This is a genomic window from Butyrivibrio sp. WCE2006 (assembly GCF_000701985.1).
In the GTDB taxonomy this organism is placed as follows: domain Bacteria; phylum Bacillota; class Clostridia; order Lachnospirales; family Lachnospiraceae; genus Butyrivibrio.
This window is the reverse complement of record NZ_JNKH01000012.1, coordinates 74,326-91,132: the sequence shown is the minus strand read 5'-3', so window position 1 is coordinate 91,132 and position 16,807 is coordinate 74,326. Positions and strand designations below refer to the sequence as shown.

15 protein-coding genes are annotated in these 16,807 nt (G+C 40.6%); all 15 read right to left on the bottom strand.

Annotated elements, in window-relative coordinates:
* Positions 1–82 precede the first annotated feature (82 nt).
* On the bottom strand, positions 83–811 hold the full coding sequence (locus T501_RS09960) for a hypothetical protein (RefSeq protein ID WP_044914621.1): 729 nt from the start codon (positions 809–811) through the stop codon (positions 83–85).
* On the bottom strand, positions 801–2,972 hold the full coding sequence (gene glgX / locus T501_RS09955) for a glycogen debranching protein GlgX (protein ID WP_044914620.1): 2,172 nt from the start codon (positions 2,970–2,972) through the stop codon (positions 801–803). Before glgX ends, T501_RS09960 begins: the two co-directional genes overlap by 11 nt.
* A 181-nt stretch (positions 2,973–3,153) precedes the next feature.
* On the bottom strand, positions 3,154–4,554 hold the full coding sequence (locus T501_RS09950; protein ID WP_026510358.1) for an oxaloacetate decarboxylase subunit alpha: 1,401 nt from the start codon (positions 4,552–4,554) through the stop codon (positions 3,154–3,156).
* Positions 4,555–4,656: 102 nt separating this feature from the next.
* A complete protein-coding gene (locus T501_RS09945; RefSeq protein WP_044914618.1) occupies positions 4,657–5,808 on the bottom strand; it encodes a sodium ion-translocating decarboxylase subunit beta in 1,152 nt (383 codons plus the stop codon).
* Between the two features lie 31 nt (positions 5,809–5,839).
* Positions 5,840–6,202, bottom strand: coding sequence for a biotin/lipoyl-containing protein (locus T501_RS09940; RefSeq protein ID WP_044914616.1), 363 nt, complete (start codon positions 6,200–6,202; stop codon positions 5,840–5,842).
* 50 nt (positions 6,203–6,252) lie between these two features.
* The gene (locus tag T501_RS20200) at positions 6,253–7,089 is read right to left on the bottom strand and encodes an OadG family protein (RefSeq protein WP_050008245.1); all 837 of its coding nucleotides are present in this window, start codon (positions 7,087–7,089) and stop codon (positions 6,253–6,255) included.
* 14 nt (positions 7,090–7,103) lie between these two features.
* Positions 7,104–8,534 (bottom strand): acyl-CoA carboxylase subunit beta, encoded by a 1,431-nt coding sequence (locus tag T501_RS09930; protein WP_026510355.1) that lies wholly within the window; start codon positions 8,532–8,534, stop codon positions 7,104–7,106.
* 129 nt (positions 8,535–8,663) lie between these two features.
* On the bottom strand, positions 8,664–9,233 hold the full coding sequence (gene scpB / locus T501_RS09925) for an SMC-Scp complex subunit ScpB (RefSeq protein WP_044914615.1): 570 nt from the start codon (positions 9,231–9,233) through the stop codon (positions 8,664–8,666).
* Positions 9,234–9,240: 7 nt separating this feature from the next.
* A complete protein-coding gene (locus T501_RS09920) occupies positions 9,241–9,993 on the bottom strand; it encodes a segregation and condensation protein A (protein WP_026510353.1) in 753 nt (250 codons plus the stop codon).
* Between the two features lie 16 nt (positions 9,994–10,009).
* Positions 10,010–10,885, bottom strand: a complete 876-nt coding sequence (locus tag T501_RS09915; protein WP_044914613.1) for a metallophosphoesterase — start codon at positions 10,883–10,885, stop codon at positions 10,010–10,012.
* A gap of 96 nt (positions 10,886–10,981) precedes the next feature.
* Positions 10,982–11,158 (bottom strand): 30S ribosomal protein S21, encoded by a 177-nt coding sequence (rpsU, locus tag T501_RS09910; RefSeq protein WP_022755619.1) that lies wholly within the window; start codon positions 11,156–11,158, stop codon positions 10,982–10,984.
* A 140-nt stretch (positions 11,159–11,298) separates the two neighbouring features.
* A complete protein-coding gene (alaS, locus tag T501_RS09905) occupies positions 11,299–13,947 on the bottom strand; it encodes an alanine--tRNA ligase (RefSeq protein WP_044914611.1) in 2,649 nt (882 codons plus the stop codon).
* A 26-nt stretch (positions 13,948–13,973) separates the two neighbouring features.
* Positions 13,974–15,371, bottom strand: a complete 1,398-nt coding sequence (locus T501_RS09900; RefSeq protein WP_044914609.1) for a glycine--tRNA ligase — start codon at positions 15,369–15,371, stop codon at positions 13,974–13,976.
* 62 nt (positions 15,372–15,433) lie between these two features.
* Positions 15,434–16,048: a hypothetical protein gene (locus tag T501_RS09895; protein WP_044914607.1), complete on the bottom strand. Its 615-nt coding sequence runs from the start codon at positions 16,046–16,048 to the stop codon at positions 15,434–15,436.
* A 91-nt stretch (positions 16,049–16,139) separates the two neighbouring features.
* Entirely contained in the window at positions 16,140–16,802 is a 663-nt protein-coding gene (gene recO / locus T501_RS09890) for a DNA repair protein RecO (protein WP_044914606.1), read from the bottom strand.
* Between the last annotated feature and the right edge of the window lie 5 nt (positions 16,803–16,807).

The window sequence follows — 16,807 nt, the reverse complement described above, 5'->3', positions numbered from 1 at the left end:
ACTTTATTTTCAGTATCATTGTACATCTAAATTCACTGTCATATTCAGTATTATTGTATCTAATTCACTGACATATTCAGTATTATTGTGTATCTAATTCACTGTCATATTCAGTATCATCCTGAATATCAAGTTCTTTTTCTTTGATTCTGACAGCTTTTTCCCTCTCTTTTAATGAATCTTCCCACTCAGCATATCTGTTGGTAACGTTCTGTTTATAATTTATTATGTTGTCGGTCTCTGAATAATATGCTATCAAAAACATCGAAACCACCATCGCCACAAGAATAAGATTCATAGCAATAAGAATTATCATAGTCGCTTTAACATCTCTTTTTTTCTTCTGCGGTGGTGGTAATATATATTGTCTTGGATGATATTCATCCTTTAAATCCACTTTTGTAAATTTCGTATTTACAGGAATAGGAATTAAATCCTCTTCATTTACACCGGCACTTATAAGCTTATCCCTAAGCCTTGCAAGATAATGCCATCCGATAGGAGTAGCAAAAATCTTATTGGTTATGGCTTTTTCATAAACAGCTTCAATATCAGATATTTTGGTAGAATGTACCTTCTGCCTCAAAACTTCAATCTTATGCTTATCAAGCTTAGCCTTTTTGACATCTTCCTCAGAAAGAAATTCAAAACCGTCAACCACAAGATTTACTACTTCATCAGAAGTAGTATCATCTGCTTTTTGCGCTTCACCGGGATTGGGGTTTTCATTAACTTTTATCTCTTCACCGGGAACACCTGGATTAACCTGTGCTTCCTGATTATCAATCTGATTTCCATTCTCATCTGCCATAGCCTTCTCCATATGCTGCAATGAATACACTTACGCTTCTGGCCTTGAGTCTCCAGTTAGGTACTGACAGAGGCTTTGGTCTGTTATTAAAATATCTCTTGTCTTCAGCAGCAGTATCTACAACCAAAGTCCAATAAGCCCCTTCAGGTGGATCCGGAAGTGTTATATGTATATCCTCCCAGAAAACATTTACAGACATTATAACAATATCATCATGACCCTTTCTTCGGATATAACCGGCGAACATGATGCTTATTACTTTAGTACTGTCATTTATATTTGTATTAAAAGGATGATCAGTAAACACAGAGATATAAGGGAGCCCCGACATCGCAGGCTTCAAATCCTTACGAATGCAAGGATGCTTTCTCCTGAACTGAATCATGTCACGATAAAAATCAAAATACTGTCTGTTCTTCGTAAACAGATTCCAGTTGAGCCAAGATACCTCATTATCCTGACAGTATGCATTATTATTACCAAACTGTGTGTTTGCAAATTCATCCCCTGCAAGTATCATAGGTGTACCTCTGCTACACATCAGAACAGTAATTGCATTTCTCATCATTTTGAATCTGAGATCATTTACTTCCTGGTTATCTGTCTCACCCTCATGACCACAGTTCCAGCTTCTGTTGTCATTGGCTCCATCTGTATTATTCCAGCCATTTGCCTCATTATGTTTTTCGTTATAAGCAAACATATCATAAAGCGTAAATCCGTCATGACAGGTAATGAAATTCACCGAAGAATCGTATCCTGCATAATTATGGCCGTACATATCCATAGAGCCTGTGATACGTCTAACAGCTTCAGGCGCAGCCCAATACTCGCCTTTCAGGAATGATCTTATACTATCTCTATATCTTCCATTCCACTCAGCCCATCTGCCCCATGAAGGGAAAGATCCAACCTGATACATTCCACCTGCATCCCAGGCTTCCGCAATAAGCTTAACATCACCAAGAATCGGGTCGAATGCCAGTCTTTGAAGAAGCGGCGGAGCATCCATAGGTGCACCATTCTGGTCTCTACCAAGAATACTTGCAAGATCAAATCTGAATCCGTCTATCTTATATTCCTCAACCCAATAATGCAGGCACTCAACTATCATCTGCTGTACCATGGGATGATTACAATTAAGCGTATTACCGCAGCCGCTGAAATTGTAATAATCTCCGTCAGGAGTCAGCATGTAATATATATTATTATCAAATCCCTTAAAGGAAATGAATGGACCGTTTTTATTGCCTTCTGCAGTATGATTGAATACAACGTCCAGAATAACCTCTATTCCGTTCTCTTTAAGGAGCTTTATCATCTCCTTGAGCTCGAACCCTTCCCTGTTATACTCTTCAGTTGATGCATAACTTGTATTCGGAGCAAAAAAACTTACAGTGTTATATCCCCAGTAATCAAGGAGCGTCCTTCCGTTTACAATTCTCTTATCTCTTGTCTCGTCGAACTCAAAAATCGGCATCAGTTCTAAGGCTGTCACCCCAAGTCTCTTAAGATAATCAACCTTTTCCATGATTCCTGCAAAAGATCCACGACACTTAATACCGGATGACTCATCCATAGTAAATCCACGAACATGCATCTCATATATTATGGAATCACTCATAGGTGTTTTAAGCCAGCTTGTATCACCCCAATCAAAGTCATTCCTTACTACTCTTGCTCTATAGGCCTCTTCAAACTTAATGGTCTGTCCCCATACTCTTTGTCCTACAACAGCCTTCGCATATGGATCGAGAAGAATATGGTTATAATCAAACAGAAGTCCTTTATCCTCGTCCCATGGCCCATCAATACGATAAGCATATTCCATGTTTTCGATTGAAAGACCAAACACTATCATTGAATGAACTTTTCCTATTCGATAATTTTCAGGAAAAGTGAGCGAAACATATGGTCTCTCTTCGCCTCTATGATAAAGAAGCAAAGTAACCTTGGTTGCTCCGTTTGAATAAACAGTGAAATTAACGCCATCAGGGAGTACTGTAGCGCCGTTTATATCATAATAACCGGGTCTTACCCTGAAGCCGTTAATTGTTTCAGCAGCAAGAATCTGTCTGTTCTCTTCAGACTTTCTATTATCCTTAAGGTGTGAAAACCCGTAGTTATTAAGTTTTGGTCTTTGTCTTCTAAACTCTGCCATAGCTATTGCTTAAGTTGTCTCTTAAGCTCCCCCTTTTCATACTTAGAATTCAAAATACCAATAGAATACTACTCTAATTGTAACATAAATTAAAAAGTAATTATATACGAAAAAAAGTACAAAAAAAGAACAACCATTCAAACCGAATAGTTGTTCTTTTGAAAATACCTCGCTAAGGCGGTTATGCAGGATATGCTCCGTTCTTGGTATCTGCGGCTGAAAGATCAACCTTTTCCTGCTGAGCAAGACGATACTTGAAGAAATCAGTAGCAACCTGAGGGAATAATGCATATGATAATACATCCTCATCCTGCTGCTTCCACTGTTTAACAGCTTCTTCAAACTTAGGAAGACCGGGAGCAAGCTTATCTGCAGGTCTGCAGGTAATAACTTCTCTGTCGCCAATAATCTTCTTCTGAACTTCAGGATTGAAAGGCTTAATTGTCTTACCATATTCACCAGCAAGAAGATCCTTAGTCTGATCTGTAGCTACCTTATATCTCTCACCCATGAGTACGTTCATAACTGCCTGAGTACCAACGATCTGAGATGAAGGTGTAACAAGCGGAGGCTCACCGAAGTCCTTACGTACTCTCGGGATCTCCTCAAGAACTGTATTGTACTTATCGCTGGCATTCTGCTCTTTAAGCTGGCTAACCATGTTAGAAAGCATACCACCGGGAACCTGATACATAAGAGTCTTAATGTTAACACCAAGAACCTTAGCATCCATAAGTCCGCTCTTAAGGCACTCTTCTCTGTAAGGTCTGAAGTAATCAGCGATCTCAGCAAGAAGCTTCTGATCGAGACCTGTATCAAATTCCTGTCCCTTGAAGGCTTCTACCATAACCTCAGTAGCAGGCTGTGAAGTACCAAGTGCAAAAGGTGAAATTGCACAGTCAATGATATCAACACCTGCCTCAGCTGCCTTCAGATATGTCATACTTGCAACACCTGAAGTATAGTGAGTGTGAAGATCAATAGGAAGGTTTGTAGCACTCTTTAATGCCTTAACAAGCTTCTCAGCTTCATAAGGAAGAAGAAGACCTGCCATGTCCTTGATACAGATTGAATCTGCACCCATTGACTCGATTTCTTTTGCAATGTTCATCCAGTACTCTTCTGTGTATGCATCACCAAGAGTATAAGCAAGGGCGATCTGAGCATGTCCGCCCTCTTTCTTACATGTCTTAACTGAAGTTTCAAGGTTTCTCAAATCGTTAAGACAGTCAAAGATACGAATAATATCAATACCATTAGCGATAGATTTCTGAACAAAGTACTCTACAACGTCATCAGGATAGTGCTTGTATCCAAGAATATTCTGACCACGAAGAAGCATCTGAAGCTTTGTGTTCTTGAAACCATCTCTAAGCTTACGAAGTCTCTCCCACGGATCTTCCTTAAGGAATCTCATGGAAGCATCAAAAGTTGCGCCTCCCCAGCACTCAACTGAGTTATAACCAACTTTATCCATTGTAGGGATAATGGGAAGCATAAGCTCTGTAGGCATTCTGGTGGCAATCAGTGACTGATGGGCATCACGCAGAACTGTCTCTGTAATCTTAATTGGCTTTGCCATAATTTTTCTCCTTTATATTTTGATATGGAAATTCCGAGGTTACGTAAATACGTTTCCCGGAATAAAGTCAGATCCGGGGAATTGGTAAATTCCCCATCCAACTTAAAATACTCCAAATACTGCCATAAATGTACCTGCAACGACTGCAGTACCTACTACACCTGCAACGTTGGGTCCCATAGCATGCATGAGAAGGAAGTTACTGGGATCATACTCTGCACCAACCTTCTGTGAAACTCTGGCAGCCATAGGAACTGCAGAAACTCCGGCTGAACCGATCAAAGGATTAACCTTGCCACCGGTGATAACACACATAAGTTTACCAAAGAGTGTTCCGGCTGCAGTACCAATTACGAATGCAATAAGACCAAGCACAACGATCTTAATTGTTGTTATGTTAAGGAATGCTTCAGCACTTGTTGTAGCACCTACAGAAGTACCCAGCATAATTACTACGATATACATAAGAGCATTGGAAGCTGTCTCCTGAAGCTGACGTACAACGCCACTTTCACGGAACAGGTTACCAAGCATAAGCATACCGATAAGAGGTGCTGTTGTAGGAAGAATCATACTTACAACAATTGTAACGATGATAGGGAAAAGAATCTTCTCAAGCTTGGAAACAGGTCTGAGCTGCTGCATACGAATCTTTCTTTCCTTATCAGTTGTAAGAAGCTTCATAACCGGAGGCTGAATAATCGGTACAAGTGACATGTACGAATATGCAGCTACGGCAATAGGTCCCAGAATAGTTGTCTGGTTCAGCTTTGTAGCAAGGAAGATAGATGTAGGACCATCTGCTCCTCCGATGATTGAAATAGCTGCAGCCTGCTGATCATTAAAGCCCATGGCAATAGCCATGAAATATGCTGAAAAGATACCAAACTGAGCTGCTGCTCCCATAAGGAAGCTCTTAGGGTTAGCGATAAGTGGACCGAAGTCTGTCATCGCTCCTACACCCATGAAGATAAGTGAAGGCATGATAGCCCACTCATCCAGCAGGTAGAAATAATATAAAAGTCCGCCTACACCATTCGATGACTTATCGATTGACATCATAATATCCGGATAGATATTAACTAAAAGCATACCGAAGGAGATAGGCACCAAAAGAAGTGGTTCGAAATCTTTGGCGATTGCAAGATACATAAATATCAACGCAACAACTACCATGATATAGTTACCGGGAGTCATTGTTGTAAATGCAGTTTGCTGCCAGAGATTCGATAATGTGTTTACAATGTAATCCATTTAACGACCTCCGTGTGAGTCTCTCCAAATTTTAGTTCATTGTTGCAACAACGCCGCCAGCTTCAACCTGGTCGCCTACAGCAACGTCGATACTTGCGATTGTTCCATCCTGAGGAGCAACCATAGGAATTTCCATCTTCATTGATTCCATTGTTACTACAGCATCGCCCTTCTTTACAGACTGTCCAACAGTTGCATTGATCTTAAGGACCTTACCTGCTGCACCGGCTGTTACCTTTACACTGCCTGCACCAGCGCTTGCCTTCTTTACAGGAGCTGCAGGAGCCTTGGGAGCTGCTACAGGAGCTGCTGCTACGGGAGCACCACTGCCTGTGCCTTCCTCTACAGTTACATCATATACGTTTCCGTTAACGGTAATTGTATAATTTTTCATTATCTATTTCCTCCTAATATTAGCTTTAATTCAAAGCGTAATTCAAAGCTTTAAGCTTTTTTCCAATTGCTTGCTTTACCAACTTTACGAACTGATCTTACAACAAATCCGTCACCGCCAGTGCCCTGACTAGCCTCATAGGCTGCAATAGCCGCTGAAATAACAGCTATAAGCTCTGAATCATCAGTAAGCTCTTCCTTTTCAGCAATCTGGGATGTAACTGTTTCAATGGACTTCTCTGTAATCTCTTTATTAGTCTCAGGCTTCTTCTCTGTAAGCTTATTAATAAGCGGGAATAATGAAATTACCAGCGCAATAATAATAAGTACTGTAAATGCCATACCCATTCCAAGAAGGGTATTAAGACCTGCGCTCTTAAGCTTCTCACCTGTTGTATGATTTACGTTGACTGAAATAAGTGTAGGTACACCCTTTCTGTCAAGTGAATACTCAAGAATAGCTGTGTGAGCATTGTTGCCTTTTCCTTCAATAGTGGCATCAACCATAAGCTCGCCATCCTTGTTCACATAGTAGGTAAGATCCTTGACGCTTATATCCTCTGCTAATGTATCAGGACTGCTAAATCCAATCTCATCGACTGCATCATACCAGTTCTTATAACCAGCAAAAAATACATCATAGGTATTAGCATCAAAACTGTCTTCTAATTTTTCTTCGAAATTGTCAGGTGTTATACCCTGCAAATACATAGTCTCAAAGTACTGATCTTCGATAGTCTGGGCATATCCCAAAAGACCTTCCTTTGAAAATACACTCTCATCATATCTGCTTCCGGCTACAGTATTATACTGTATGTTCTGACCACAAGCTGATAGACCTAGCATGCAGATAAGCGTAACACCTAAAGCAAAAATCTTATGCTTCACTGTCAGGCTCCTCCTTATACTGTAGTGTGCTTCCTCACAGGGCGCTCTTCACGCTTACTGTAAAGCATTTCAAAAGCTCCTATTACATATTTTCTTGTGTCTGCAGCGTTAATGATTGTATCAACATATCCTCTGCCTGCAGCACTTTCTACATTGTTCTGGAGTCTCTCGTAAGCTGCTGCTGTATCAGCAACAGTAGCTGCATCCTTGCCATCAGCAATAATCTTGGCAGCATGCTCAGCATTCATTGTACCAATCTCGGCATCAGGCCATGCAAATGTCATATCTGCGCCGATTGCCTTTGAGTTCATTACAACATAAGCACTTCCATAAGCCATGCCTGTTATAACATTAACCTTGGGAACTGTAGCGCCTGCTAAAGCAGCAACAAGCTTAGCTGCACTCTTGGCAACATGTCTCTCGTCGCACTTTGTAGCACCAAAGCCCTTTACATTTGTAAGTGAGAGAACAGGAATCTCAAATGCATCACAGAAGTCAACCATATCAGCTGCCTTCTCACATGCATGAGCTGTAAGAACGTTCTCAAACTTCTCAGCAACTTCACCATTCTCATCATATAATGCTTTTCTGTTGGCAATAACACCTACAGTTGCACCATTGAGCTTGATGAAACCTGTAACCATTTCCTTTGCATAACCCTGCTTTGTCTCAAAGAAGATTCCATTATCTGAAATCTGTCTTAAAATAAGCGCAGGATCGTCAATAGAACCATCAAGGTTCTCACATGCACGATTAAGATCATCCGTGCACTCATCAAAATTCTCTGTATCTTCATTATTTGAAGGAAGTAGTGAAACGAGTTCTCTTATCTGAGCGTAGATAGACTGTTCATCAGCTGCTACATCTACGTTTCCAACCTCGCTGCTCTGCCATGCAGCAGATGATGTATCACACTTCTCCTTGCTGTTGCCCTCAAGTACATTAGGAGAATTAACAAAGAGCTTACCACTCTTTTCCTCAATAAATGTAAAATCGGTCATTGTCGGGAAAAGTGCCAGACCACCACCACAAGATCCAAGGATTGCTGTGATCTGAGGAACAACACCTGAAGCGCTAACCTGCTTGCGATAGATTTCACCGAAAGCATTAAGTGCATCAGTTGCCTCCTGAAGACGAAGACCAGCTGAATCTATAAGACCAATTACCGGTGCTCCCATCTTAAGAGCCATATCGTAGAGACCTGCTATTTTCTTAGCATGCATCTCACCTACAGAGCCACCAAGAACAGATGCATCCTGGGCATATACGTATACAAGCTTACCGCCAATAACGCCATAGCCGGTTACTACACCATCAGAGGGTGTCTCTGTCTGCTTCAGATTGAAATCTGTGCTTCTGGCTTTAACCTGAGCGCCGATTTCAACGAAACTGTTTTCATCAAGCAGAGAAAAAATTCTCTGGCTTGCCTGAGAAGAACTACTCATTTCTTCACCTCCGTAATATATTTTTAAGTGTACAAAACCACAACTTAAGTCAGAATATAGTATAGCACAAAATAAGGGCATGGAGAATACTCCATACCCTTATTTTGTGCGGAATTTTAATATTTTAAATCAAATATCAAGTTTTACACTGATTTCCTGTTCAGCCTCCTGCTTAAACTCCTCAACCCTTACTGCATCAAGAGAAGGAAGATCATCCAATGACTTAACTCCGAAGCTTCTAAGAAACTGTTCGGTAGTCCCAAAAAGAAGCGGTCTTCCTGGGGCATCAAGCCTTCCAAGCTCCTGTACAAGATTAAACTCCACAAGCCTGTTAACGGCATGATCACTGTTAACGCCCCTGATGCGTTCCACATCTAATCTGGTAATAGGCTGTTTGTAAGCAATAATTGATAATGTCTCCATCAGAGCATCCGTAAGTGTTATCTTTTTGGGTGTCTTTGCCACCTTTATAAGATATTCATACATTTCGCTCTTCGTGCAAAGCTGAATTGAATCCTCTAATTCTATCAGACTTATACCGCTATCCGCTTTTGAATATTTTTTCTTAAGATAAGCAATCTGATCACGCACGTCCTTCAAATCCTCATCCAGTGCGTTACATATTGCTGCAACAGTAACAGAATCCCCCATTGTAAAAAGGATTGCTTCAATCGCTGCTGCTCCCTCTTCCTTCGTCATATCTCCCTCACTTTGCCACTCTGTTTGAAGTAATCATAATATCCCCAAACGTCTCGGTTTGTTCTATTTCAATGTCGCCAATCTTCATAGCCTCAAGTATAACCATGAAGGTTACGATAATCTCTACTTTGCTTCCCTGTTTCTCAAGGAGCTGTTTAAAACTGAATCTCTCATGTTCTCTGATATAGGCCTTTACATAAAGAGTCTTCTGATCAAGATCCACAGACTCTTTTTCGATTTTACCAAACTTACTTCTTATGGGATCGACCTTATCTTCCTGTCTTCTCAGCAGTGCCTGGAAAATATCATTAAGTTTGGCAAGATTCGCATCGCCTATGAGAGTATCATAGTCAATCGGTTCCTCATAGGACAAGACTTCCTCAGGAACATTCTTTTTCCTATACATATGAGTATCAGCGTTCGTCTGACGCTCGCGGAGTTCCTCAGCCATGAACTTATACATTTTATATTCCAGCAGTTTTTCAACAAGTTCTGCTCTCGGATCTTCCTCTTCGCCTTCTTCATTAACTTCCTTGGGAAGAAGCATTTTGCATTTTATGTCCACCAAAGTAGCAGCCATGACAAGGAATTCACTGGTAACTTCCATATCATCCTTCTGCATGGCTCTGATATAATCCATATACTGCTCAGTTATTACTGCAATAGGAATATCATAAATGTCTATTTTGTTTTTATCTATAAGATGAAGAAGCAGATCCAGAGGTCCTTCAAAAACCTGCAGCTTTACTTCCAATGCCATTATAGCTATCCTCGTTTTATTTTTTATCTGAAAGCATTCTGATCATACAGACTTCTCCCGGATTATTAAATCTGACAGGAATAGAATGCGTAGAAAGGCCTCTACTTAAGATCAGAGATTTATTCCCAATCTTAAAGAGTCCCCCATCATATTTAGGAAAAAGCACCATTGCAGGTGATATCACCCCACCAAGGAAAGGCAGTCTGATAATACCGCCGTGAACATGACCCGAAACAGTAAGATCAGCCCCCCATTTGGCATACTCCTCAAAATAAATCGGATTATGAGCTATCAGCACCTGAAATCTGCTGTCATCAGCTTTTCCAAACACGTTTTCAAGATAATCATTCGGAAGCTCACGCTTTACCACCTTGCGGAAGTAATCACGCTCAAGTTCCAGTCCATTCACCTCTACATTAAGGTCTTCAAGATATATACTCTCATTTCTTAAAAGAACACAACCTGCCTTAGTAATCTTATCTTCATAAGATTTATAAGCTCTGCCCCTTAAGCCACCGAGAATATCCATCTTTGTCTCATGATTACCATTGGCTGCATAAACAGGAAACTTCGAAGATAACCTTGCTACAAATTCGCCTATCTCATCATAATGATCATTTCCATGTTCATTAAATGCAGTAAGCATATCCCCTGCTATAAGAATTATATCCGGGGAATTTTTGCAAATTGCATCATAGAGTCTCTCATTATTATCTCCGAACATTTTCTCATGAAGATCGGATAAAAGACAAAAGGTGAAATCCTTTGTCAATTTAGTTGAATGTATCTCATACTTTCTTATAACAAAGTTATTCATATCATGATAAATGATTGCAATAACTGCTACAGCAAGTATCAAGATCAATATCAATATCAGAATCAGATATATCATACAAATATCTCGTATGGCTCCACTAATAAAAAGCTACAAATGTAGATTTTTAAAATAAAATAGTCCTTGATTTATAAAACCAAGGACTTATTTTTATTAATTATATTTACGTTTTCTAGCTGCTTCAGACTTTTTCTTACGCTTTACGCTTGGCTTCTCGTAATGTTCTCTTTTACGAATCTCCTGCTGGATGCCAGCCTTGGCACAGCTTCTCTTAAAGCGACGAAGCGCGCTGTCTAAAGTTTCATTTTCTTTTACAATAACTGTTGACATTCTCTACTCTTACCCTCCCTTCAGACCCTTCCTTAACGGGTGACCAGGGTTATTTGTTATGTCTTTAGGTATTAACCCACATAACATTTATTGATTATACCATATTTTTATGGTTCGTCAAGCACTAAATACGCAGTTTTTTAATTAATCTGCTCTAACAATGCCTTCTCAGCCTCTGCTATTGCATCAGGTATACCTGCAGGATTCTTGCCTCCTGCCTGAGCCATGTTGGGACGTCCACCGCCGCCGCCACCGACTTTGGCAGCAATTGCCTTAACAAGGTTTCCGGCATGTGCGCCATGTGCAATTGCGTCATCTGTAGCCATTGCCATAAGGTTAACCTTACCATTAGCTTCAGAAATGAGTACAACAACACCTTCGCCAATTTTCTCCTTCATCTGATCACCAAGATCGCGAAGGCCATTCATATCCACGCCCTTAAGCGGAGCTGCAAGAAGTTTAATACCTTTAATCTCCTTAACCTGATCCAGGACATCGCCAAGAGCTGCCTGAGCTTCTTTACTCTTGAGTGATTCATTCTCGCTCTTAAGAGCTTTGAGTTCTTCCTGAAGCTTCTTGATATGATCAGCAACATCATCAGGATTTGTCTTCAAAAGCTTTGCTGCGTCATAAAGCTTAGACTCTACATCCTTATAATATGCTCTTGCATTATCACCTGTAAGAGCTTCAATACGACGTACACCGGCAGCAACACCACTCTCAGACACAATCTTGAATATACCTACATGACTTGTATTTGAAACATGAGTACCACCGCAGAGTTCGATTGAGAAATCCCCCATCTTGACAACTCTTACAGTATCACCGTATTTCTCACCAAACAGAGCCATAGCACCTGTCTTTTTAGCCTCTTCCATAGTCATCTCTTCAGTAACTACAGGAAGTGCTTCTGCAATCTTCTCATTTACGAGGTCTTCAACCTTCTGAAGTTCTTCAGCTGTCATAGCCTGGTGATGGCTAAAGTCGAATCTTGTCTTGTCAGTATCCTGATACGAACCTGCCTGCTCAACATGATCACCGAGTACTTCACGAAGTGCTTTCTGAAGAAGATGTGTAGCTGAGTGGTTACGGCAGGTCTTTGCTCTGTTCTCAGCATCTACTTTAAGTGAAACACTATCTGAATTCTTAAAGCTTCCGCTAACGACAGTACCTACATGTGCTGTTCTTCCACCTGCTACATGAATGGTCTCTGTTACTTCGAACTTTGAACCATCTTTTCCGATTATCTCTCCAAGGTCACCAACCTGACCACCCATTGTGCCGTAAAATGTAGTCTTATCTGTGATTATGCTTCCCTGCTGTCCTTCACCAAGTTCATCTACAAGAGACTCACCTGATGCCATAGCAATGATTTTGCCGTCACAGTTAAGAGTTTCGTATCCAAGGAATTCGCACTGCTTTGATTCATCAAGTGAATCAAATACTCCTGCTCCTGTTGTAAGATTGGCTGAGAAATTCTGGTTATCCCTTGCCTTCTGCTTCTGCTCTTCCATAGCATCCTTGAAGCCGTTTTCGTCAACCTTAAGTCCCTCTTCCTCAACAGTAAGCTCCACAGGGAATCCATATGTGTCATAAAGGAAGAATGCATCTCTTCCGCTGATTTCTTTCTTGTTCTCAGAAGATGTCTTATCGAGAATCTTCTTAAATTCCTTCATGCCGTTCTCAAGGGTGCTCTCAAATCTTGATATTTCTCTCTCAAGCTCTGTAAGAACAAACTTGCGATTAGCAACAAGATTAGGATAGCTCTCGCTGTAAACCTCATCGATATAGATTGCAGCCATTCCAAGAATCTGCTCTTTACCAAGATTCAAAGCTCTTGCATGTCTTACCGCTCTGCGGATAAGTCTTCTAAGAATATATCCAGCACCTGTATTTGACGGAAGAAGCTTAGCCTCATCTCCGATAAGCATAACAGAAGTACGGATATGATCAGCAAGAATTCTCATGGATTTTGTGATCTTCTCATCTTCGCCATACTTAACATTAGCATTCTTCTCAATGTAGTTAATGGCAGGAACGAAAACGTCTACCTGATAGACATCTCTTGAACCATTAAGGAATGCAAGGATTCTCTCAAGTCCCCAGCCTGTATCTACGTTCTTCTGTGAAAGCGGTGTAAGTGTGCCATCATGATGCTTCTCATACTGCATGAAAACATCGTTTCCAAGCTCTGTGTACTTACCGCAGTCACATCCGGGGCCGCAATCAGGACCGCAATCCGGTCTGTCAGCGATATAGAACATCTCTGAGTCAGGACCGCAGGGACCGTATTCAAGTCCCCACCAGTTATCTTCTGCAGGAAGGTAATAAATGTTTTCCTTCTTGAAGCCTGATTTTATGCGGCATGCTGCACCTTCTTCATCTCTTGGTGCATTCTCATCACCTGCAAATACAGTAGCTGCAAGGTGATCAGCATCAAAACCAAATACCTCTGTAAGAAGTTCAAAACTCCATTTGCATCTTTCCTCTTTGAAATAGTCACCAAGACTCCAGCTTCCCATCATTTCAAAGAATGTTACGTGGCTCTTATCACCAACTGAGTCAATATCATTTGTGCGGACACATCCCTGAACATTACAAAGTCTTGTTCCAAGAGGATGCTTCTTACCGAGAAGATATGGCATAAGAGGCTGCATACCCGCAACATTAAACATAACGCCGGTAGAACCATCTGATACCAGAGATACCGCACCTACATCAACGTGTCCTCTATCAATATAAAACTGCTTCCATGTCTTACGCAGTTCATTAGCTGTAAATTGTCTCATTTTAAACTCCTTTAAATACGTTCAAATTAGAAGCTGAACTTATCTGCAAAGTATGCCTCAAGCTCGTCGATAGCAACACGCTCCTGCTCCATGCTGTCACGGAAACGTACTGTTACCTTGCCATCTGTCTCAGAATCAAAATCATAGGTTACGCAGAACGGAGTACCAATCTCGTCCTGTCTGCGATAACGCTTACCGATATTTCCTCTGTCATCAAATTCGCAATTGTACTTCTTGGAAAGTGTAGCATAAATCTTCTCAGCACCTTCATTAAGCTTCTTTGAAAGAGGAAGCACACCGATCTTAACAGGAGCAAGTGCAGGATGGAAATGAAGTACAGTTCTTACATCTCCCTCAGCAATCTCCTCTTCATCATAAGCACCACAGAGGAATGCAAGTACAACACGGTCTGCACCAAGTGAAGGCTCAATAACATAAGGAATGTATCTCTCATTCTTTGTATCATCGAAGTATGTAAGGTCTTCCTTTGAAACTTCCTGATGTCTTGAAAGGTCATAATTGGTTCTGTCAGCGATACCCCAAAGCTCACCCCATCCAAACGGGAACATGAACTCAATATCACTTGTTGCCTTGGAATAGAATGAAAGTTCTTCCTTATCATGGTCTCTTACTCTCATCTCATCTTCCTTCATGCCAAGAGACTTAAGCCAGTCGATACAGAACTGTCTCCAGTAATTGAACCATTCAAGATCAGTATCAGGCTCGCAGAAGAACTCAAGCTCCATCTGCTCAAATTCTCTTGTTCTGAAAGTAAAGTTACCGGGAGTTATCTCGTTTCTGAATGACTTACCGATCTGTCCGATACCGAAAGGAATCTTCTTACGGGAAGTACGCTGTACATTCTTAAAGTTGACAAAAATACCCTGAGCTGTTTCAGGACGAAGATATACTGTATTCTTAGCATCCTCTGTAACACCCTGGAATGTCTTAAACATAAGGTTAAACTGACGAATATCAGTAAAGTTATGCTTTCCGCATGACGGACAGGGAACATTATGCTCATCGATGAACTGCTTCATCTGCTCCTGTGACCAGCCATCTACTGAAGACTCAAGTGTGATATTATTCTCAGCAGCATAGTTCTCAATAAGCTGATCAGCACGGAAACGCTCATGACATTCCTTACAATCCATAAGAGGATCAGAAAAGCTTGAAAGATGTCCTGATGCAACCCAGGTCTGAGGATTCATAAGAATTGCACAGTCAACACCAACGTTATAAGGGCTCTCCTGAATAAATTTCTGCCACCATGCCTTCTTTACGTTATTCTTAAGTTCAACACCAAGGTTACCGTAATCCCATGTATTAGCAAGACCACCGTATATTTCACTTCCGGGATAAATAAAACCTCTACCCTTTGCGAGAGCAATTATTTTTTCCATTGTTTTTTCATTAGCTTTCATAACCAAAACCTCTTTCCGAGCACAACGCTCATTTATTATTTTTAGAGCAACATGCTCATATATCATTTATCAAGAACAAGACATGCGCTAGCATCATCCGCCAGTCCTGAAAAATCTGCTGTTTTCTTATCGATAAGCTTTATATTCTTAGAAGCATATCTTATTTTATATGGAACAGACACAAGACCCTTTGATGCACAGATTACCACATGCTGACTGCTCAAGCTGTCAGCCTTATCAGGCTCAATAGTATTCCCATCCTTATCAACAAGGGAATTAACATCTATCTGTCCTGAAATTACAGCATCTGAAACTGTCTCATATAATAACATCTCATCATTGAAATGAGCATAGTCAGATGCACTTCCAAACTTAATTACCAGCCTGACCTTGCCATCCTTGCTGTCAATGGATTCAAATGATGCAGAATCCTCTCCATTTGAAACAACAAATGCATTGATCTCGTTTTCCGTCATTTCCTTCAGCTCATCAGTACTATAGTAGCTTTCAGCAAAATCTGCGACAATGGTACTTATAACAGTCCCATCCTTCCTGATCTCAATCGAAGACTTGTCGGAATTATCGGCATCCGAGTTCTTCCCACATGCTGTGAGCGACATAACAATAAGCATCAATACAGCAGCAAAAGCAAGGTTATTGACAAAACTTTTTTTCACAATAATACCCTCTTTTATTAAATTAATTAGAGTGCCAGTGTATGCACACGTTTATGATTATATAACGCATTTTGTGCTTTTTCAAATACAATCATAAATTTAAACCTTCAATCATTTTAATCATTTCCAGACTGTTCAGTTTCCTGTCAATAAATTGCCTTCTGTATATGTCACAAATATGGAAAAGTTCGTTTTGAATTTCTGCAGTAACAGCAAAAGAATAAAGCTTTTCAATTGCCGTGACTCTTATGAATTCCAAGGTGTAAGCTGTTGATTCTTCATATTTTCTATCCGTTGGAATTCCGGGAAACTCACCGTTTATCACAAGACACTTTATCTCAAATATACATCTTACAAGTCTGTCATCAAAGTTATCCGATTCCAAAGCTCTGAGTGACCTGTATAGCAGCTTTAAAAAATCGCGTTCATCATTATTCTCCCTGGTATAATAGTCTGCAAGTTCAAGAAAAAACATTCCATACATTGAACCGTTAAAATCATTCCTGAAGGATTCAAAATAGTTAATAATCTCCGCTTCCTGTATATTATATGAAGTTCTGCCTTCGTACAGCTTGAATTTTCCAAAACAAAAAGGTTCAACAGCACCGGACAGTTGATTCCCCGGACGCCTTGAACCCTTTGCAAATGCAGTGATCTTGCCACGTTCGGAAGTAAGTATAGTAACTACCTGGTCATATTCCCCGACCGGTGTCCTCTTTATAATAATTCCGTTCACTGTGGTTAATGTGGTCATGCATT